Raw genomic sequence first — 433 nt, 5'->3', positions numbered from 1 at the left:
AGGTCGTGTACGTCGCCACGAGCGGGGCGCGCGAGGGCGACGCGGAGTGGGCGCGGCGGGTGGGTCTGCACCGGGAGCGCAGGCCGGGCGCGTGGCGCACGGAGGAGACGTGCGAGCTGGCTCCGCTGCTGGCGGCGCAGGGTCCGCCGCTGCTGATCGACTGCCTGGCGCTGTGGCTGACCGACGCGATGGACCGGGTCGGGGCGTGGGACGACGAGAAGTGGGCGGCGCACGGGCGGCGGGCGCTGGAGGAACGGGTGACCGAGCTGGTGGACGCGGTGCGCGGGACGCGGCGGACGGTGGTGGCGGTGAGCAACGAGGTCGGCTCGGGCGTCGTACCGGCCACGGCGAGCGGCCGCCGCTTCCGCGACGAACTGGGACGGCTGAACGCGGCGTTCGCCGGTGAGTGCGAGCAGGTGCTGCTGGTGGTGGC

At 76.0% G+C, this 433-nt stretch carries 1 protein-coding gene; it reads left to right on the top strand.

The window, feature by feature from the left end; genetic code table 11:
* The coding region (locus E2E34_RS35095) for a bifunctional adenosylcobinamide kinase/adenosylcobinamide-phosphate guanylyltransferase (RefSeq protein WP_138905811.1) at window positions 1–433 on the top strand (433 nt) is incomplete at both ends.

Source organism: Streptomyces albidochromogenes (genome assembly GCF_005981925.1).
In the GTDB taxonomy this organism is placed as follows: domain Bacteria; phylum Actinomycetota; class Actinomycetes; order Streptomycetales; family Streptomycetaceae; genus Streptomyces; species Streptomyces albidochromogenes.
The sequence above is the reverse complement of the archived record's forward strand: the minus strand, read 5'-3'. Positions and strand labels throughout refer to the sequence as shown.